Origin of the sequence: Paraburkholderia sp. 32, assembly GCF_050435345.1 — a bacterium.
Taxonomy (GTDB): Bacteria; Pseudomonadota; Gammaproteobacteria; order Burkholderiales; family Burkholderiaceae; genus Paraburkholderia; species Paraburkholderia tuberum.
This window is the reverse complement of the sequence record NZ_JBNDKD010000003.1, coordinates 1,199,871-1,216,226: the sequence shown is the minus strand read 5'-3', so window position 1 is coordinate 1,216,226 and position 16,356 is coordinate 1,199,871. Positions and strand designations below refer to the sequence as shown.

At 63.1% G+C, this 16,356-nt stretch carries 11 protein-coding genes and 1 pseudogene; 8 read left to right on the top strand and 4 right to left on the bottom strand.

Annotation, left to right across the window (positions count from 1 at the left end):
• The first annotated feature begins 72 nt into the window (after positions 1-72).
• From OKW26_RS28195 to OKW26_RS28180, 4 genes are all read left to right on the top strand, one after another.
• A complete protein-coding gene (locus tag OKW26_RS28195) occupies positions 73-1,065 on the top strand; it encodes an IS5 family transposase (RefSeq protein ID WP_429355860.1) in 993 nt (330 codons plus the stop codon).
• An 816-nt stretch (positions 1,066-1,881) separates the two neighbouring features.
• Positions 1,882-2,685, top strand: coding sequence for an IS5 family transposase (locus tag OKW26_RS28190; RefSeq protein WP_143037180.1), 804 nt, complete (start codon positions 1,882-1,884; stop codon positions 2,683-2,685).
• Positions 2,686-2,703: 18 nt separating this feature from the next.
• On the top strand, positions 2,704-5,067 hold the full coding sequence (locus tag OKW26_RS28185) for a UvrD-helicase domain-containing protein (protein ID WP_429355859.1): 2,364 nt from the start codon (positions 2,704-2,706) through the stop codon (positions 5,065-5,067).
• Positions 5,064-5,858 carry a 5'-methylthioadenosine/adenosylhomocysteine nucleosidase gene (locus OKW26_RS28180; RefSeq protein WP_429355858.1) on the top strand — a complete coding sequence of 265 codons (795 nt, stop codon included), beginning with the start codon at positions 5,064-5,066 and terminating at the stop codon, positions 5,856-5,858. Before OKW26_RS28185 ends, OKW26_RS28180 begins: the two co-directional genes overlap by 4 nt.
• Before the next feature lie 44 nt (positions 5,859-5,902).
• Here OKW26_RS28180 and OKW26_RS28175 read toward each other — a convergent pair whose 3' ends face one another.
• Positions 5,903-7,807, bottom strand: a complete 1,905-nt coding sequence (locus OKW26_RS28175; RefSeq protein WP_429355857.1) for a propionate--CoA ligase — start codon at positions 7,805-7,807, stop codon at positions 5,903-5,905.
• A gap of 384 nt (positions 7,808-8,191) precedes the next feature.
• Here OKW26_RS28175 and OKW26_RS28170 point away from each other — a divergent pair, with 384 nt between their 5' ends.
• Complete coding sequence (locus OKW26_RS28170) at positions 8,192-8,434, top strand: hypothetical protein (RefSeq protein WP_184063607.1); 243 nt, start codon at positions 8,192-8,194, stop codon at positions 8,432-8,434.
• Positions 8,435-9,147: 713 nt separating this feature from the next.
• On the opposite strand, the gene OKW26_RS28165 is transcribed toward OKW26_RS28170, so the two are convergent.
• Complete coding sequence (locus OKW26_RS28165) at positions 9,148-10,413, bottom strand: MFS transporter (protein WP_429355856.1); 1,266 nt, start codon at positions 10,411-10,413, stop codon at positions 9,148-9,150.
• Positions 10,414-10,895: 482 nt separating this feature from the next.
• On the opposite strand from OKW26_RS28165, the gene OKW26_RS28160 reads away from it, so the two are divergent.
• Positions 10,896-12,497 carry a methyl-accepting chemotaxis protein gene (locus OKW26_RS28160; protein WP_429355855.1) on the top strand — a complete coding sequence of 534 codons (1,602 nt, stop codon included), beginning with the start codon at positions 10,896-10,898 and terminating at the stop codon, positions 12,495-12,497.
• 15 nt (positions 12,498-12,512) lie between these two features.
• Here OKW26_RS28160 and OKW26_RS28155 read toward each other — a convergent pair.
• Positions 12,513-12,914, bottom strand: a pseudogene (locus tag OKW26_RS28155) (efflux transporter periplasmic adaptor subunit); the annotation flags it as partial.
• 115 nt (positions 12,915-13,029) lie between these two features.
• On the opposite strand from OKW26_RS28155, the gene OKW26_RS28150 reads away from it, so the two are divergent.
• Both OKW26_RS28150 and OKW26_RS28145 read left to right on the top strand, forming a co-directional pair.
• Positions 13,030-14,346, top strand: a complete 1,317-nt coding sequence (locus OKW26_RS28150) for a DUF2974 domain-containing protein (protein WP_184063614.1) — start codon at positions 13,030-13,032, stop codon at positions 14,344-14,346.
• A gap of 14 nt (positions 14,347-14,360) precedes the next feature.
• Positions 14,361-15,182, top strand: a complete 822-nt coding sequence (locus OKW26_RS28145; protein ID WP_184021766.1) for an ankyrin repeat domain-containing protein — start codon at positions 14,361-14,363, stop codon at positions 15,180-15,182.
• 261 nt (positions 15,183-15,443) lie between these two features.
• Here OKW26_RS28145 and OKW26_RS28140 read toward each other — a convergent pair whose 3' ends face one another.
• Complete coding sequence (locus tag OKW26_RS28140; protein WP_429355854.1) at positions 15,444-16,349, bottom strand: efflux RND transporter periplasmic adaptor subunit; 906 nt, start codon at positions 16,347-16,349, stop codon at positions 15,444-15,446.
• Between the last annotated feature and the right edge of the window lie 7 nt (positions 16,350-16,356).

Below are 16,356 nucleotides of genomic sequence, written 5' to 3'. Positions count from 1 at the left end.
TGGAGCTCGGCGGTCATCGCTCACGTAGCCGAAGACGTTATAGAAGGCAGCTCACAGAACGGACTCACGAGGATGAAGAGGCAGATCGGCTTCGCGGAAGCAGAAATTGCAGGCAAGAAGCGCGTGACGAGGCGCCAACGCTTCCTGGCGGAGATGGAGCAGATTGTGCCGTGGCAGCGTTTGCTGTCTGCAATCGAACCGCATTACCCGAAGGGCACGCGAGGCCGTCCGCCGATTGGCTTGGAGCGAATGCTGCGGATCTATTTCCTGCAACAGTGGTACGGGCTGTCGGACGAAGGGCTGGAAGACGCGCTGTATGACAGCATTGCGCTGCGCGCCTTCGCCGGCATCGATCTGGCAGTCGAGAACGTTCCGGATGCGACCACGCTGCTGAAATTCCGGCGCCTGTTGATCGAGCACGAACTGACACGGAAGCTGTTCGACGAGATCGGTATCTCGCTGTGTGAGCGTGGACTGATGATGAAGGAAGGCACGCTGGTTGATGCGACGATCATCGAAGCGCCACCGTCGACCAAGAACGCCGGGAAGAGCCGTGACCCGGAGATGCATCAAACGAAGAAGGGAAACGAATGGCACTTTGGGATGAAAGCCCACGTTGGCGTGGACGCCGATTCGGGCTTGGTCCACAGTGTGGTTGGCACGGCGGCCAACGTGTCGGATGTGTCGCAAGCCCATTTGCTGCTGCACGGCCATGAAGAGGAAGCGTTCGCCGACGCAGGCTACATTGGTGTAGACAAGCGTGATGAAATGAAAGGCAAGGCAGTAAATTGGCACGTCGCTGCCAAGCGCGGAAAGATCAAGGCGATGCAGGACGGGCCGCTGAAGGACCTGGTGACTGCGCTTGAGCGAACCAAGGCGCAAATCCGTTCGCGCGTTGAGCATCCGTTCCATATCGTCAAGAACCTGTTTCACCATCGCAAAACCCGATACAAGGGCTTGGCCAAGAACACGGCGCAACTGTTCAGCCTGTTCGCTCTGGCGAATCTGGTGACTGCGCGAAATCTGTTGCGATCGGTTCATGGGATCAATCCGTCATGCGTATGAAAAATGAGAGAAGAGGGGCTCGTTTGCGAGCCAAATTCACCGAAATGAGCGTCGATTCGATTCGTTATCCAGAAAATTTGACGCGTCTTGATCTGCAAGCCGATCCGACAGTTCATTAATCAGCGTTTCCTTAGCGTTGCCCCTGTGCGGGGCGGCACCTACTTTCTTTGCCGCTGCAAAGAAAGTAGGCAAAGAAGACAGCTAAAACCGCCAGCTCTTAAGCGGGTCCCTCGGTCCGCATAAGGTAGTGGTGCATCTGGAATCCGTGCTCCCGCACATTCGGCGCCAGTGACAAGGCGGTCATTCTTCCGGCGGCGCTGCGCGCGCCGAAACCCCTTCAAAAACCACCGGTTGTTTCGGCGCATCGCCGAGGCGCAGCCGACGGCCCCCGCTGCGCGGGCCAAGCCATTGGTTTCCCTGGCAGACCCGTCCGCGACGCACGTAGTGCGGAGTGGGAGGGATGATGGCTTTGTCACGAACGGGGAATGTGCGGGGGCCCGGATTCCAGATGCACCACTACTCCTTCCAAGCCAGGGGACCCGCTTAAAAGTTTGCGGTTTGAGCTGTCTTCTTTGCCTACTTTCTTTGCAGCAGCAAAGAAAGTAGGTGCCGCCCCGCACAGGGGCAACGCTAATAGACCGACAAGACAACAAGGAAAGGCCAACAAAGCCAGAACAACGAAAAAACCCAACCCATATCCAGAAGAACAAAAAAAACCAAAAAAAGCGCCGCCCCCGCCGGGGCATATAATGTCCCCCGAACTGCGCCTAGAGCGTGTTAGGCACTTTCTGTCAGACCTGGTAACCTGGCGGGATGATAGAACGCAAGCCATACCCGACAGATGTTTCGGACGAGGAATGGAGCTTCGCCGCTCCGTATCTGACCTTGATGAACGAAGATGCACCGCAGCGCCGATACGAACTGCGCGAAATGTTCAACGCGCTTCGCTGGATGGCGCGCGCGGGTGCATCGTGGCGCATGCTGCCGACCAACTTTCCGCCGTGGGAAATGGTCTACCAGCAAACGCAGCGCTGGCTGAACGCGGGTTGTTTCGAGGCGATGGTCAACGATTTGCGCTCGGTGCTGCGCGTGGCGCAACAGCGTCAGGGCCAGCCCAGTGCGGTCATTCTGGATGGACGCACATTGCAGTCCACGTGTGAAAGCGGGCCGCGTGCGGGCTACGACGGTTACAAGCGCAAGCGGGGCAGCAAGGTTCACATGGCTGTCGACACGCTGGGGATGCTGCTCGCGGTGCACATTACGCCGGCCAACGAGCAGGAGCGCGCGCAGGTGGCCGAGCTTGCGCGTCAGGTTCAGCACGTCACCGGTCAGACGGTGAAACTTGCGTTTGCTGACCAGGGCTATACGGGCGACACTGCTGCACAGGCCGCACGTGATGAAGGCATTGAACTGCAGGTCATCAAGCTGCCTGAGGCGAAGAAGGGCTTCGTGCTGCTGCCCCGCCGCTGGGTGGTCGAGCGCAGTTTCGGCTGGCTCAACCGCTTCCGGCGGTTGGCACGCGACTACGAGCGCCTGCCCGAAACCCTGGCAGGCCTGCACTTCGTCGTCTTCGCCATGCTTATGCTCGTTCATGCTGCACCGATTATGAAAAGTGCCTAACACGCTCTAAGCAAAAAAATGCCCGACCTCCTCTCGAATCTAAACCCCGAACAACACGCCGCCGTAACGCTCCCGAATGAGCCCGCCCTGATCCTGGCGGGCGCCGGCAGCGGCAAAACCCGCGTCCTGATCACCCGCATCGCGTGGCTGATTCAGCAAGGCCTCGCGTCCCCCGCGACCGTCCTCGCGGTGACCTTCACGAACAAAGCCGCCCGCGAAATGATGGCGCGCCTCTCGGCGCTATTGCCGATCGACACGCGCGGCATGTGGATCGGCACGTTCCACGGCCTGTGCAACCGTATGCTGCGCGCGCATCACCGCGACGCCGGGCTGCCCGCCACGTTCCAGATTCTCGATACCGCGGACCAACTGTCGGCGATCAAGCGCCTGATGAAGGGCCTCAACATCGACGACGAAAAGTACCCCGCGAAAAATCTCCAGTACTTCATCAACAACGCGAAAGAGCAGGGCCTGCGCCCCAAAGACGTCGACGCCACCGACAACTTCAACCGCAAGTTCGTCGAACTCTACGAAGCCTACGATCAGCAATGCCAGCGCGAAGGCGTCGTCGACTTCCCCGAGCTGCTGCTGCGCTGCTACGAACTGCTCGCGCACAATCCGCCGCTGCGCGCGCATTACCAGGCGCGCTTCAGGCACATCCTCGTCGACGAGTTTCAGGACACCAACAAGCTGCAATACGCGTGGCTGAAGCTGCTCGCGGGCCAGCACAACGCAATCTTCGCGGTCGGCGACGACGACCAGTCGATCTACGCGTTCCGCGGCGCGAACGTCGGCAACATGCGCGACTTCGAGCACGAGTTCAACGTGCGCAATCTGATCAAGCTCGAGCAAAACTATCGTTCGCACGGCCATATTCTCGATGCCGCCAACCAGCTGATCGCGAACAACTCGCGACGCCTCGGCAAGAATCTGCGTACCGAGGCGGGTCACGGCGAACCGGTGCGCGTCTACGAATCGGCGACCGATTCGCAGGAGGCCGGCTGGATCGTCGAAGAGATCCGCGCGCTGATCAACACCGGCCTGTCGCGCAGCGAAATCGCGGTGCTCTACCGCAGCAACGCGCAGTCGCGCACGATCGAGCACACGCTCGTCAACGCGGGCATCGCGTATCGCGTGTATGGCGGCCTGCGATTTTTCGAACGTCAGGAAGTCAAGCACGCGCTCGCATACCTGCGCCTGATCGACAACCCGAACGACGACACCGCGTTCGGCCGCGTCGTCAATTTCCCGACTCGCGGCATCGGCGCGCGTTCGATCGAACAGCTCGCCGACGCGGCGCGTCTGTACAACTGCTCGATGGCCGCGGCGATTCCGTACGTCGCCGGCAAGGCCGGCTCGAGCCTCGCCGCGTTCGCGAACCTCGTCGGCAAGATGCGCGCCGACACGCAGCAGATGAGCCTGCCGGAGACCGTCGAGTACGTGGTCCGCGCGAGCGGTCTCGCCGACTTCTATCAGAACGAGCGCGAAGGCCAGGAGCGGCTCGAGAACCTGCAGGAACTCGTCAACGCGGCCGCCGCGTTCGTCAGCGAGGAAGGCTACGGGCTCGATACGCCCGCGCGCTCGATTCCGCTGCGCCCAGGAGCCAGCGCCGCGCCCGAACTCGCGGTCGCGACCGACGATCCGACCACGGTGGTCCTCGACGCACCGGGCATCGCCGATCCGGCGCAAAACCCCGACACGATGACGCCGCTCGCGGGCTTTCTGTCGCACGCATCGCTCGAAGCGGGCGACAACCAGGCGCAGGCCGGCCAGGAAGCTGTGCAACTGATGACGGTGCACGCGGCAAAGGGGCTCGAATTCACCGCGGTGTTCATCACCGGCCTCGAAGAGGGGCTGTTCCCGCACGAGAACAGCGCGATGGAGGCCGACGGCCTCGAAGAAGAGCGGCGTCTGATGTACGTCGCGATCACGCGCGCGAAGGAGCGGCTGTACCTGTCTTTCGCGCAGAGCCGGATGCTGCACGGCCAGACCCGCTACAACATCCGCTCGCGTTTCTTCGACGAATTGCCGCACGAAACGCTGAAGTGGCTGACGCCGAAGGTCGAGGCGGGCTCGCGCTGGGGCGGCCGCTCGGACAACGCCGGCTACGGGCGCGACTGGTTCGCGCGGCCGGGGTACGGCGGCGGTTCGGCGTCGACGGCGGCGGTGAGCTCCGCGCCGGCGCCCGCGTTCGCGAACGAGCAACGCGCGGCCGACACGGGCTTCCGCGTCGGCCAGCAGGTGTTCCATACCAAGTTCGGCGAAGGCACGATCACCGCACTCGAAGGCAACGGCACCGACGCGAAAGCGCAGGTCCGCTTCAAGCGGCACGGCGAAAAGTGGCTGGCGCTGGCGGTGGCTAAATTGCAGGCGGTCGAATGAGCACGCCCTTGAATCTCAGCCACGATGCGCGGCGGCCGCTCGGCGTTCTGGCCGCGTTACCGCAGGAACTCGGCGACCTGATCGAAGCGATGCGCGCCGAGTCCGGCGTGCGCACGGTCACGCACGGCCAGCGTGACTACCACGTCGGCACCGTGCACGGCACGCCGTGCGTCGTCACGCTCGCGCGCATCGGCAAGGTCGCGGCGGCCGCGACGGTCAGTGCGCTGATCCACGCGTTCGATGTCGAGGCGATCGTGTTCACCGGTGTCGCGGGCGGTGTCGGCGGCGACGTGCATGTCGGCGATATCGTCGTTGCGAGCGCGCTGATGCAGCACGATGTCGACGCGTCGCCGCTTTTTCCGCGCTTCGAGGTGCCGCTGCTCGGCATGTCGCGCTTCACCACCGATGTGGCGCTCGCCGACCGTCTGATGGCCGCATGCGAGCAGTTCGTCGCCGAGGAAGGCGCGGCCTGCGCGGCGCGCTTCGGCACGCGCGCGCCGCGCGTGCATCGCGGCTTGATCGTCAGCGGCGATCAGTTCGTCGCGAGCGCGGCGGCCCTCGCGGCGTTGCGCGACGCGCTGCCCGACGCGCTCGCGGTCGAGATGGAAGGCGCGGCGATCGCGCAGGTCTGCTACGAGTACGGCGTGCCGTGCGCGGTCGTGCGCACGATCTCCGATACCGCCGACGACCACGCGCCCGGATCGTTCATGTCGTTCCTGACCGGGATCGCGGGCACGTATTCGAACGCGATTCTCGCGCACTTTCTCGGCACGCGAGACACCGCGGGCTGAGCGCCCGCCTGTTCGTCCGCCTGGTCGCCCGCTGCTTGGCCCGCTTATTCCTTCCTGCCGTCGCCGAGCGCGTCGCGCACCTGCTGCAGCGCGGCCGGATCTTCGATCGTCGGCAAATCGCCCGGCTCGCGCCCTTCGGCGAGCGCCGCGATAGCGCGGCGCAATAGCTTGCCGGAGCGCGTCTTCGGCAGCATCGATACCATCACCACGCGCGCGGGCCGCGCAATCGAGCCGAGATGGCGGTCGACCGTCATCGCCAGCTCGGCTTCGAGCCGCGCGCGCTCGCTCGGGTCGCCTTCTCCCTGCGCGCCGCGCAGCACGACGAAGGCCATCGCCGCCTGACCCTTGACCGGATCGGTCACACCCACCACCGCGACTTCCGCGACAGCCGCATGGCTCGACAGCGCCTCCTCGATCTCGCGCGTGCCGAGGCGATGGCCCGCGACGTTGATGACGTCGTCGGTGCGGCCGAGGATCGTCACGTAGCCGTCCTCGTCCTGCACGCCCCAGTCGAACGTCGAATACACCTGCTGGTTCGGCACGCTCGACCAGTAGGTGCCGACGAAGCGCTTGTCGTCGCCCCATACCGTCGACATGCAGCCCGGCGGCAGCGGATAGTCGAGCGTCAGCACGCCTTTCTCGCCGGGCGCGCAGGGCTCGCCGGTCAGCTCGTCGCGCACGGTCAGGCTATAGCCGATCGAGGGCACGCCCGGCGAACCGAGCTTGGTCGGCAGTGCCTCGATGCCGCGCGGAATGGCGAGCATCGGCCAGCCGGTTTCGGTCTGCCAGTAGTTGTCGATCACCGGCTTGTTCAACGCGTTGGAGATCCATTCGGCGGTCGGTTCGTCGAGTGGTTCGCCGGCGAGAAACAGCGTGCGCAGGCTCGACAGATCGGCTGCCTTCATCAGCGCCGGGTCCTGCTTCTTCAGCACGCGTATCGCGGTCGGCGCGGTGAACATCAGGTTGATCTTGTGCTGTTCGACGAGCCGCCACCAGATGCCGCCGTCCGGACGAATCGGCGTGCCTTCGTACATCACGGTGGTCAGCCCCGCGATCAGCGGCGCGTACACGACGTAGCTGTGGCCGACCACCCAGCCGACGTCGGACGCGGTGAACATGGTGTCGCCGGGTTTGCCCTCGAAGATGTATTCCATCGATGCCGCGAGCGCGACCGCATAGCCGCCGACATCGCGCTGCACGCCCTTCGGTTTGCCGGTCGTGCCCGACGTGTACAGCACGTACGACGCCTCGTTCGATTCGAGCCATTCGCACGGGACGTGGGCGTCGAAGAACTGTTCGCGCAGCGGCTCATAGGCGACGAGGTAGGGTGCGTTCAGTCGCGCGGGCGCGAGCTGCCGGTCGATCAGCAGCACATGCGGTGTCTTGTGCATGGCGCGCGCGAGCGCTTCGTCGACGAGCGGCGTGTAGTCGACCACCTTGCCGCCGCGCGCGCCGGCGTCGGCCGTGACGATCAGCACGGGCTTCGCGTCGTCGATACGCGTGGCGAGGTTCGGCGCCGCGAAGCCGCCGAACACGACCGAGTGGATCGCGCCGAGCCGCGCGCAGGCGAGCATCGCGAACAGCGCCTCGGGGATCATCGGCAGATAGATCAGCACGACGTCGCCGCGCTTCACGCCGAGCGAGCGCATGACGGCGGCCATCCGGTTGATTTCGGCGTACAGATCGGCATACGTGTAGTGCCGCTCGATGCCGGTTTCGGTCGATACGTAGACGAGCGCGTTCTGCTGCGCGCGTTCGGCCAGATGCCGATCGACCGCGTTATGGCAGAGGTTCGTGCGACCGCCGACGAACCAGCGCGCGAACGGCGGCTTCGAGCGGTCGAGCACGGTGCCGAATGGCGTGTGCCAGTGAATGCGCCGGGCTTCTTCGCGCCAGAAGGCTTCGGGGTGGTCGATCGAGCGGCGGTGGAAATCGCGGTAGCGGGTCATCGGCGGCGATCCTCGTGCGGCGGGAGTGGACGGGGTTGGATGAAACGGAATCGCAAATTGCGCGCCCGGTGCGGCGCTGGTTATGCGCACAAGCATAGCCACGGGCGGGAGGGGGGGCAAGCGGGTTCGCCGTAAGGGCGAAGGGCAACAGAAGAAAGTCGTTGTTCGGCATTTTCATCCGTCGCCCATTTGTTGTTTCTGCACCGCCAGGTAAGGTAGAGGCGATCAACGTGACAGGTCGTTTTCCCCCAGGATGGTGAGGCTTGCATGTTCAATCGATACGCTTATGAGCGTGGTAGAGCGGGCGTTCCAGCCTGCGCGACCTGAAGGAGGGGGCTACGCCGTCGCTAGATTGCTACATTCCATTAACGGTCAGGTACTGACATGCGCAAGTCCAGCATCGCCCGTTTTCTCGCTGGCGTAGTTCTGCTTGCCCTTGTCGTTGCGGTTGCTGCGTTTAACGTGATTAACCTGGACGAAGCGTATGGAAGCGGCGAGCCCTATTATTCGCGCACGACGAACATGGACAAGTGGAGCGATCCTTTGCCGGTGCTGGCTGTTGTCGACGGTGTTGCGGTTATCGTCATTGCGGTGGGTTTTTTGCTGTGGAGGCGGATGCGGGGCTAAGGCGAGGGTGGTGTTCTTTGCGGTGTTGGCCTTTCCTTGCTGACTTATCGGTCTATTGGCGTTGCCCCTGTGCGGGGCGGCACCTACTTTCTTTGCTGCTGCAAAGAAAGTAGGCAAAGAAGACAGCTAAAACCGCAAACTCTTAAGTGGGTCCCCTGGCTTGGAAGGGGTAGTGGTGCATCTGGAATCCGTGCCCCCGCACATTCCGCCGTTCGTGACAAAGCCGTCATCCCTCCCACTCCGCACTACGTGCGTCGCGGACGGGTCTGCCAGGGAAACCAACGGCTTTGCCCGCGCAGCGGGGGCCCTCGGCTGTGCCTCGGCGATGCGCCGAAACAACCAGTGGTTTTTGAGCGGAGTTTCGGCGCGCGTAGCGCCGCCGGAAGAATGACAGCCTTGTCACTAGCGCGGAATGTGCGGGAGCACGGATTCCAGATGCACCACTACCTCATGCAGACCGAGGAACCCGCTTAGGAGTTGGCGGTTTGAGCTGTCTTCTTTGCCTACTTTCTTTGCAGCAGCAAAGAAAGTAGGTGCCGCCCCGCACAGGGGCAACGCTAATAGACCGATAAGTCAGCAAGGAAAGGCCAACAAAGCCAGAACAACGAAAAAAGCCCCGCCCCGCACCGGGGCAACGCTAATAAACCGACAAGCCAGCAAGGAAAGGCCAACACCGCACGATAAGGAAAAAGCCCCAACCCCGCGGCACGCGCTCACCCTTTAACCCGCTTCCCCTCAACATCCGGCAACAAAACAGTCAGCACCCCAATCAACGGCAAAAACGAACAAACCTTATAAACAAACACAATACTGGTAGCGTCAGCGAGTTCCCCAAGCACGGCGGCGCCCACGCCGCCAAGCCCAAAGGCAAAACCAAAGAACAACCCAGCCACCATCCCAACCTTCCCGGGGATCAACTCCTGCGCATAAACAAGAATCGCCGAGAACGCCGAGGCGAGCACCACCCCAATAACAACCGTCAGCACACTAGTCCAGAACAGATTCGCATACGGCAACAGCAGCGTAAAAGGCGCGACGCCAAGAATCGACACCCAGATCACGTACTTGCGCCCGATCTTGTCGCCGATCGGCCCGCCGATCACCGTACCCGCCGCGACCGCCGCGAGGAACACGAACAGATGGATCTGCGCGGCCTGCACCGACAGATGGAACCTGTCGATCAGATAGAACGTGAAATAGCTATTGATGCTGGCGAGATAGAAGTACTTGGAGAACACCAGCAACACCAGCACGCTCATCGCCAGGATGATCTTGTTACGCGGCAGCGTCACATGCGCGCCCTGGCCGCGCGCCTTCCTGACCGACGGATGACGCTTGTACCAGCGGCCGATCTGCGTGAGCACGACGATCGCGACGAGCGCCGCCGCCGAGAACCACGCGATGCTGCGTTGCCCGTGCGGAATCACGATCAGCGCGGCGAGCAGCGGCCCGAGTGACGAACCCGCATTGCCGCCGACCTGGAACAACGACTGCGCGAGACCGTGACGGCCACCCGAGGCCATCCGCGCGACTCGCGACGACTCCGGATGGAACACCGACGATCCGCAGCCGACCAGCGCCGCGGCGACCAGCAGCACGCCGAAGTTCGGCGCGACCGACATCAGCAGCAGCCCGGTCAGCGTGAAGCCCATGCCGACCGGCAGCGAGTACGGCTTCGGATGTTTGTCGGTATAGCTGCCGACGAGCGGCTGCAGCAGCGACGCGGTGATCTGGTAGGTCAGCGTGATCAGACCGATCTGCCCGAACGACAACGAGAAGTTGTCCTTGAACATCGGGTAGATGGCGAGGATCAGCGACTGGATCATGTCGTTGAGCAGGTGCGAAAAGCTGATCGCACCGAGCACGGAATACACCGTGCGCTGGACCTTGGCGGCCGCCGGCGCAGCGGCGGCCGGGGACGCGCTCGCCCCCGTGGCGGATGCGCCGGCAAGGGCGCTTTTATCGAGGCTCGTTTCCATACGCTAGAAAAAAAGATCGGGAAAACGGTGGAATGAAAGATCGGCACCGAAAACCGGTGCGGGCAGCACGCCTCGTAGGCGCGTTCCGCGAAGCACTGCGGCGTTTCGTCGCGGCAACCGGCGTTTTGAATATCTAGCCGAAGTTTAATGTGGCCGAAGCGAATTGTAAGGACAAGTTTTGTCGCGAATCGGACAAGGGGGCGGATGGCTTTTCATTCGGCGGTGAAACGACGAATCGTCAGCTCTTTGCCTGAAGAAACTTTTTTTGGCGAGTTTTTGGCCACGGTATAAAGCGCTCGCGATTGCGCGGCCCACGAAGCGGCGCGTCGAACATGGAACCGGGAACGGCAAGCGGCGCACGACCCGCCCCGGCCTGCACAAGCGAAATTCAAGATCGCGGGGCGCGCTGCCGTAGACCCGGAGAGATAAGTGGTGATGCCGGAACCGACCGTCCGGCGCGTCGACATGTGGGGACGGGGATGATGAAAGCAGTGGCACACAGCGCAGCGGCAACGAAGTTCAACGGCTTGTCGGTCAAGGCGACGCTGCGGATCGCGTTTGCGATTCTGCTCGCCGGCACGCTGCTGATCGGCGTGTTTTCGCTGCTGCAGATCGGCCGGCTGAACGCGTCCGCGCAATCGATCTACGACCAGGGCCACGTCGCGAGCCGCGCCGCCGAGGAAGCGCGCGGCCACATGCTGCGCGCGAGCCGCGCGCAAAAGATGCTGCTGACCGCGACCACCGCGAAGGAGCGCGACGAACTCGGGGCCGACATCGAGCGCGGCCTCGCGGGTCTCAACGAGCAGCTGGGCACGCTCCAGCAGTACGTCGATAAGTCGGACGCGAAGGCAGTCGGCGCGCAGAAGGCGTTCACCGCGGCGGTCGCGGCATGGAGCGGTCACCTGCGCGACTTCGTCACGCTCGTGAAAGCGCAGCCGCTCGATCTGTCGCAGATGAACTGGCAGGTCGGCACGCAGGACGTGTCGCTGCTCGTCGAAACCGGCAAGCTCGAAAAGCTCGTCGACGAACTCGTCGCGCAGCGCGGCACCGCCGCGAAGGCGACGATCGACGCGTCCGGCTTCATCTATCACTCGTCGTTCGTGATGATCGCGGCGATGACGCTCTCACTGATCGTGCTCGCGGTCGGCATCGCCGCGTGGGTCGTGCGGCGGCTCACCGCGCAGCTCGGCGGCGAGCCCGCGTACGCGAAGGAGATCGCGCGCCGCATCGCCGCGGGCGATCTGTCGAATCGCATCGCGCTCGGCGGCAAGGACCGTGCGAGCATGCTGTTCGCGCTGTCCGACATGCAAAGCGGACTCGCGACGACGGTTGCCGACATCGCGTCGAGCGCCGATGCGATCGCGACCGCGTCCGCGCAGATTTCGATGGGCAACCTCGATCTGTCGCAGCGAACCGAGCAGCAGGCGCTTGCGCTCGAGCGCACCGCGAGCAGCATGGAGCAACTGACCTCGACGGTGCGTCAGAACGCCGACAACGCAAAGCAGGCGAGCACGCTCGCGAACAACGCGTCGGCGATCGCCGAGCAGGGCGGCGCGGTCGTGAGCCGCGTGGTGGCGACGATGAACGACATCAACGAGAGCGCGCGCAGCATCGGCGACATCATCGGCGTGATCGAGGGGATCGCGTTCCAGACCAACATCCTCGCGTTGAACGCGGCCGTCGAGGCGGCGCGCGCGGGCGAGGAGGGGCGCGGCTTTTCGGTCGTCGCGGCGGAAGTGCGCAATCTCGCGCAGCGCAGCGCGGCGGCCGCGAAGGAGATCAAGGGCTTGATCCAGACTTCGGTCGAGCGCGTCGGCAACGGCTCGACGCTCGCCGCTGACGCCGGTCAGACGATGGACGAAGTCGTCAAGGCCGTGAAGCGCGTGACCGACATCATGGGCGAGATTTCGGCGGCGTCGTCCGAGCAGAGCGCCGGTATCGAGGCGATCAGTCTCGCGATCACGCAGATGGACTCGGGCACGCAGCAGAACGCCGCGCTGGTGGAGGAGGCCACCGCCGCGGCCCGCTCGCTCGACGATCAGGCGCGCGGGCTGAAGGCGATGGTGGGGCAGTTCCGGCTATAAGAGGCGGCGCGGGCGTCAGCTCGCGTTGGCCAACGAGGAGCCGGAGCCCGTCCCCGGCCGCACGACTACCGTGCAGGTCGTGCCCGCCGCCAACATCACGTCCGCGGGTACCGAGTCGATCTTCACGCGCACCGGCACGCGCTGCGCGAGGCGCACCCAGTTGAAGGTCGGATTCACGTCCGCGAGCAGTTCGTGGCTTTGCGGATTGTCGCGGTCGTAGATGCTGCGCGAGATGCTCTCCACGTGGCCTTTCAGCATGCCGCCGCTCATCAGCCGCACTTCGGCCTGATCGCCGACGCGCACGTGCGGCAGCTTGGTTTCCTCGAAGTAGCGATACACCCAGAACGAGTGACTATCGACGATCGCGAGCTTCGCGGCGCCGGCCGTCGGATAGTCGCCGCGGAACACGGACAGGTTCATCGAAAGCTGTGGAGATTTTGGGCCGTCGCCCATGTACGGACTGCCTGTCGCACGGTAATTATCTGACTGCTGTCACCCCGGCAGCGACTTCAGATAGACCATCGACACACCTATGTCCCTGTCCGTATTTGAGATGCACTCCCTGGAGCTTTTCTGCCAGCGGCCACCGGGTACCTGTTACGTCATCTGCGACGAATGGCACTATAAAGCGTGCCTCGGCAAGGCCGCAGACCTTCAGAGAGCCAGGGCGGAGACCCGGGAATTTCTTGCTATCGCCACACTGAATCGCGGAAAGTGGGAGGAGGACCGGAAGCTGGTCAGGAATCTCATCGACAGTCACTGGCTGTTTTTTCATGATGTACGGGACCGGAACCCTGACACCGATGGCTGGCGGGTCATCGTTGCTCTGTTCGAAGAGATGCGCCGGGGCAAACTGCTTGCCGTTAAAGGTCCGCGTAATGGCCTGTTTCCGTCACCGTACAGCGGCACGCCGTTAATGAATCCCGAAGGGAGGACCGGCAGTCACCCGGACGGTGAACCTGTGCTGTCCGTCCAGTATGATCCGGCCACCTGGCAAACGCAGCTGAACGCTGCGCGCGCAGCCCGGGCGACACCGCCGCGCATCGAGATACCACAGGCACTGACCAAGGCGCAGCGGTGGCAGACGCGCAAGGCGCTGATTGCGGCGGGCAATGCGACCATGTCCGGGCGCGTGCGGGCAGCGGCTGAACGGCTTGCGCGCAACAATGTCGCGGTGGAGAAGGCCAGACTCTCCGATCATGTCTACGAGCCGTCCAGGCCGGTGCCCGAAGGGTGGACGAACCGCAGCGGGGATATGGAATTTCTGGATTGGTATGGCTTGAAGCCGAAAGACCTGAAAATCAAGGGTTCCAATTTTGGAGCGCAGCTATACGAACCCGATCGTCATGTCTTCGGCGACGATATGAAGCCCACCCTCGCCTTCAAGGGAACCGAAATGACGAGCCTGGCCGACTGGTCGAACAACTTTAGCCAAAGCGTGGATAGGGAATCGCCCTATTACGAGAGGGCTGTCAATACAGGCAAAAAATTAGCCTTCTCAGCAGAACCTATCGACATAACGGGTCACTCGTTAGGCGGTGGCCTGTGTTCGGCTGCATCCGTCGCCAGCGGCAAGGACTGCTGGAGCTTCAATGCAGCGGGCCTGCACCCGAAGACGGTCCAGCATTACGGCGGCCAGGTCACGCCATCGAACATCAATGCGTACCATGTGAACGGCGACATTCTGACCGTGGCACAGACGTGGACGCCCCTACCCGGTGCAGCCGGTACTGCCTATCCCCTGCCCGGCAGCGGATCGCCGGTGTCGCGGCACTTCATCAGGCAGGCAATAGACGGCATCGAGCAGCAGAAGGCGGAGGACATCTCCGTACTTGAAACACTGTCATAACGGGGCTGAAAGCGATGAAAACACTCAGCCGAATTCTTATCGTGCCGGTGCTGTTACTGGCGCTATCCCCTGTAGTTCATGCAATGAAAAAATTTCCCGCCACTGATTTTTTTAGCGGCCCGCAACTCGAACTGGCGCAGGCCATCGAGCGAGGTGATATGGAGCAGGTCCGGCGATTGGCCCCGAAGACAGACCTGAACACGCCCGGACGCAAGAACATGACGATGCTGTTTTTTGCGTTTCAGGAGGCGTTGCAGCGCGACCCGCATCGGCTTGCGGTTGCGTCGGAGGTGGTGAGGGCGGGGGCCGATTCCTTGCAGGAAGTGCCGAATTTTGGCGATCCGCTCGGGGTCGTGCTCAACAGCTCGCACCCGGAATTCCTGCGTGCGATGCTAGACGGCGGTGTTGATCCAAACTTGATTTCAGAAGGCACCCCGATAATTTTTGATGTTGCAAAGGAGTCGACATCTGGTTCGCTCAGGCTGCTGGTGGAGCGTGGCGCAGATGTGAACCGGCGCGATTCGTTGCGTAATTCAGTGCTATTTGAAGCATTGATGAACAACGCACTCGACCAGATTGACTACCTTCTCGATCACGGCGCAAACCCGTCTACTTACAACATCAACGGAGTATCGTTCCCATTCGCGCTTTCACATGACATCAACAGAAACGCCTCCGCGCCTGATTCACCAGCCTACATGAAGCTGGTCGAAATCCGGGACCGCATCATCAAGATGGGCGTGAAATGGCCTCCGGAGACTCCGGAACAGATAAAAGCACGTTGGGGAGCCAATCCTCCGCGACGGCTCGATGACAGCAAGCTTCCGCTGCCTTGACGCAGAGACCGAAAGGGCAACCTTCGACTGGAAGTCCGCGATGAACCAGTTTGTCATCCTGTTTGGCGAGCGCTTCACGCTGGCGAGGGGGTAGGATTTTTTAAACCGACTCGCACACGAAAAGGCGGATAGGCTCCGGGCACGCAACAGAACGCCGCGCTGGTGGAGGAGGCCACCGCCGCAGCCCGCTCGCTCGACGATCAGGCGCGCGGGCTGAAGGCGATGGTGGGGCAGTTCCGGCTATAAGAGGCGGCGCGGGCGTCAGCTCGCGTTGTTCGACCCGGACACCGACGCCGACGCGGAACCCGTCCCCGGCCGCACCACCACCGTGCAGGTCGTGCCCGCCGCCAGCATCACGTCGGGCGGCACCGAGTCGATCCGCACGCGCACCGGCACGCGCTGCGCGAGGCGCACCCAGTTGAAGGTCGGATTCACGTCCGCGAGCAGCTCGTGGCTCTGCGGATTGTCGCGGTCGTAGATGCCGCGCGAGATGCTCTCCACGTGGCCTTGCAGCGTGCCGCCGCTCATCAGCCGCACTTCGGCCTGATCGCCGACGCGCACGTGCGGCAGCTTGGTTTCCTCGAAGTAGCCATACACCCAGAACGAGTGACTATCGACGATCGCGAGCTTCGCCGCGCCCGCGCTCGCATAGTCGCCGCGGAACACGGACAGGTTCGTCACGTAGCCGTCGACCGGCGACACCACGCGCGTGCGTTCGAGGTTCAGCTTCGCGGCGTCGAGCGCGGCGAGTGCCTGCTGATAGGCGGCATCGGCGGCGGACGCGGTATGCGTCGCGTTTTCGCGGCTTTCCTTCGACACCACCTGCGAATCCATGTCGGCACGCCGTTGCGCGTCGTCGCGCTTCATCTGCAATTCGGCCTTGCGCGCGGCAACGGCGGCCTGCGCCTGCTCGACCGCGATCTGGTAATGCGACGGATCGATCTGCATCAGCAGGTCGCCCTTCTTCACGAACTGGTTGTCCTTGACCGGCAGATCGACGATCGCGCCCGACACGTCCGGCGCGACGTTGACGATCTCGGCGCGCACGCGGCCGTCGCGGGTCCACGGTTCGTCCATGTAATGGACCCACAGCACGCGGCCAATCACGATCGCGACGATGAAAATGACGGCTGTCGCGATGAAGCCCACAAGATTTCGGATGGTCATGTTTCGA

Bases quoted from the DNA above. Each gene is read 5' to 3' on its own strand.
- OKW26_RS28180 (WP_429355858.1), top strand. From the start codon at position 5,064: ATGAGCACGCCCTTGAATCTCAGCCACGATGCGCGGCGGCCGCTCGGC.
- OKW26_RS28170 (WP_184063607.1), top strand. From the start codon at position 8,192: ATGCGCAAGTCCAGCATCGCCCGTTTTCTCGCTGGCGTAGTTCTGCTT.
- OKW26_RS28165 (WP_429355856.1), bottom strand. From the start codon at position 10,413: ATGGAAACGAGCCTCGATAAAAGCGCCCTTGCCGGCGCATCCGCCACG.
- OKW26_RS28140 (WP_429355854.1), bottom strand. From the start codon at position 16,349: ATGACCATCCGAAATCTTGTGGGCTTCATCGCGACAGCCGTCATTTTC.
- OKW26_RS28150 (WP_184063614.1), top strand. From the start codon at position 13,030: ATGTCCCTGTCCGTATTTGAGATGCACTCCCTGGAGCTTTTCTGCCAG.
- OKW26_RS28175 (WP_429355857.1), bottom strand. From the start codon at position 7,807: ATGACCCGCTACCGCGATTTCCACCGCCGCTCGATCGACCACCCCGAA.
- OKW26_RS28160 (WP_429355855.1), top strand. From the start codon at position 10,896: ATGAAAGCAGTGGCACACAGCGCAGCGGCAACGAAGTTCAACGGCTTG.
- OKW26_RS28195 (WP_429355860.1), top strand. From the start codon at position 73: ATGAAGAGGCAGATCGGCTTCGCGGAAGCAGAAATTGCAGGCAAGAAG.
- OKW26_RS28145 (WP_184021766.1), top strand. From the start codon at position 14,361: ATGAAAACACTCAGCCGAATTCTTATCGTGCCGGTGCTGTTACTGGCG.
- OKW26_RS28185 (WP_429355859.1), top strand. From the start codon at position 2,704: ATGCCCGACCTCCTCTCGAATCTAAACCCCGAACAACACGCCGCCGTA.